The following is a 2,884-nucleotide window of genomic DNA, read 5'->3' on the forward strand; positions in this document are numbered from 1 at the left end:
ATTTGCATCGGCGCCTCCACCGGCGGCACCGAGGCCATCCGCGAGGTGCTGGTGCGCATGCCCGCGGACTCGCCCGCCATCGTCATCACCCAGCACATGCCGCCGGGCTTCACCACCAGCTTCGCCGCGCGCCTGAACAGCCTGTGCCAGATCACGGTCAAGGAAGCGGTGCACGGCGAGCGCATCCTGCCCGGCCATGCCTACATCGCGCCGGGCGGCCGGCAGTTCCACCTGGCGCGCAGCGGCGCCAACTACGTGGCCGTGGTGGACGACGGCCCGCCGGTCAACCGCCACAAGCCCTCGGTGGAGGTGCTGTTCAAGTCCGCCGCCGCCGTGGTGGGGCGCAACGCCTACGGCATCATGCTGACCGGCATGGGCGCCGACGGCGCCGCCGCCATGCGCGAGATGAAGGACGCGGGCAGCTACAACTACGTGCAGGACGAGGCCAGCTGCATCGTCTTCGGCATGCCGCGCGAAGCCATCGCGCACGGCGCGGCCGACGAGGTGCTGCCGCTCACCCAGATCGGCCCGGCCCTGATCGCGCGGCTGCGCGGCGCGACCGACCGGATGCACCACCGCATCTGAGCCTGGCGCCGTAGCCGGGACTGCACCGGCCGGTGCGGTGCCGTCCAGGCGTGTTGCTTCCCTATTGATAGCAATGGGTCGGCGCAAAGTCTCAATTTCAATATCTTTTCTTCTTGAAACTTAGTGCGGTAGCCGACCTTTTGCTCCTGTTCAGATAGCAAATCAGCCCGAGAGCGCCTCCCAGCGCTCCAGTGCCTGCAGCAGCAGCTCTTCGATCTCGCCATCGCGCGCGTGCAGGGCCGCGGCGCGGGCACCATCGCTGACGTAGAGGCTGCCGTCGGCCAGTTCGGCGTGGATGGCTTTTTGCTCGGCCTCCAGCGCCCCGATGTGTTCGGGCAGCTGTTCGAGCTCGCGCTGCTCCTTGTAGCTGAGCTTCTTCTTCTGGGGCGGAGACGGTTGGGCCGGGGCGGCGCGCCGGGTTTCGTCCTTCCTTTCGTCCTTCGCCTCCCGGCTGCGCTCCACTGCCGGCGCCGGCGCAGGAGCCGCTGCCAGCGCGCGGCTGCGCCGCGACTGGGTCAGCCAGTCCTGCACATCGCCTTCGTATTCGCGCCACAGGCCTTCGCCCTCGCTGGCGATGATGCTGGTCACCACGTTGTCCAGGAAGGTGCGGTCGTGGCTGACCAGGAACACCGTGCCGTCGTAGCCCTGCAGCAGCTCTTCGAGCAGCTCCAGCGTGTCGATGTCCAGATCGTTGGTCGGCTCGTCGAGCACCAGCACGTTGGCTGGCCGCGCGAACAGCCGCGCCAGCAGCAGGCGGTTGCGCTCGCCGCCCGAGAGCGAGCGCACGGGCGAGTGGGCGCGCGCCGGGGAGAACAGGAAGTCGCCCAGATAGCTCTTCACGTGCTTGCGCTGGCCGCCGATCTCGATCCATTCGCTGCCCGGGCTGATGAAGTCCTCCAGCGTCGCGTCCAGGTCGATGGCGTTGCGCATCTGGTCGAAGTAGGCCACCTGCAGGTTGCTGCCGCGGCGCACGCTGCCGCTGTCGGGCTCCAGCTCGCCCAGGATGAGCTTGAGCAGCGTGGTCTTGCCCGCACCGTTGGGCCCGACCAGCCCGATCTTGTCGCCGCGCAGCAAGGTGGCGCTGAAGTCGCGCACCACGGTGCGGCCGTCGCCGAAGGCCTTGCTGACCCCGGTGAGCTCGGCGATGATCTTTGCCTGGTAGCCGCCCTGGCGGCCCGAATCGACGTCCAGCCTGACGCTGCCCAGCACTTCGCGCCGGGCGGCGCGGTCGGCGCGCAACGCCTGCAGCCGCTTGACGCGCCCCTGGCTGCGCGTGCGCCGCGCCTCCACGCCCTTGCGGATCCAGACCTCTTCCTGCGCGAGCAGCTTGTCGGCGCGGGCGTTGATCACCGCTTCCTGGGCCAGCTGCTCTTCCTTTTGCTGCAGGTAGCGGGCGAAGTTGCCGGGGTAGGAGCGCAGCTGGCCCCGGTCCAGCTCGACGATGCGGGTGGCGATGCGGTCCAGGAAGGCCCGGTCGTGGGTGATGGTCACCACGGCGCCGGAGAAGGCGAGCAGCAGCTCTTCCAGCCACTCGATGGAATCGAGGTCCAGGTGGTTGGTGGGCTCGTCCAGCAGCAGCACATCGGGCCGCGTGACCAGCGCCTGCGCCAGCGCCACCCGCTTGCGCGTGCCGCCCGAGAGCGTGGAGACCACGGCCTGCGGGTCCAGGCGCAGGCGCTGCAGCGTCTCGCTGACGCGCTGCTCCCAGTTCCAGCCGTCCTGTGCGTCGATGCGCGAGTGCAGCGCATCCAGGTCCATGTCGGCCGCACCCGAAAGGTAGTGCTGCCTGAGCGCGATGACCTCCGACAGACCCTGCGCCGCTGCGTCAAAGACCGTGGCCTCCTGGGGCAGGGCGGGTTCTTGCGCCACATAGGCGATGCGCATGCCCTGCTGCACATGAAGCGTGCCGTCGTCAGGCTGCGCCAGGCCGCCCAGGATCCTGAGCAGCGAAGATTTCCCGGCGCCGTTGCGGCCGATCAGACCGACGCGTTCGCCACCCTCCAGGGAGAACTCGGCGTGGTCCAGCAGCGCCACGTGGCCAAAGGCCAGCTGCGCATCCATCAAGGTAAGAAGTGCCATCGGGCCATTATCCGGACCCCGTGCTGCCGGGGCGCGCAACCATGAACGGCAAGAAAGTCAGGAAATGTCCCGTTTCCGGGTAAACCCTGGGCTATACTTCGTCCCACGCTGCAGCCACGGCACCTTCCCCAGGGAAGAGCAAAGAGGTTGCAGCGCGGCGGGAAGAGCGGTCCTAAAAAACTTTCTTCCCCGGTCTTGCAACTGGCTGGATTTCTGGTGT

Annotated in this window: 2 protein-coding genes; one reads left to right on the top strand and one right to left on the bottom strand. The window is 68.2% G+C overall.

The window, feature by feature from the left end; all coding sequences use genetic code 11:
- Window positions 1–585 (top strand): chemotaxis protein CheB (locus RT051_RS14545; RefSeq protein WP_313077835.1); only part of this gene is annotated, 585 nt, incomplete at its 5' end.
- Window positions 586–747: 162 nt separating this feature from the next.
- Here the strand turns inward: RT051_RS14545 and RT051_RS14550 are convergent.
- A complete protein-coding gene (locus tag RT051_RS14550) occupies window positions 748–2,664 on the bottom strand; it encodes an ATP-binding cassette domain-containing protein (RefSeq protein ID WP_313077838.1) in 1,917 nt (638 codons plus the stop codon).
- Between the last annotated feature and the right edge of the window lie 220 nt (window positions 2,665–2,884).

This window comes from Melaminivora sp., from assembly GCF_032059615.1.
In the GTDB taxonomy this organism is placed as follows: Bacteria; Pseudomonadota; Gammaproteobacteria; order Burkholderiales; family Burkholderiaceae_C; genus Melaminivora.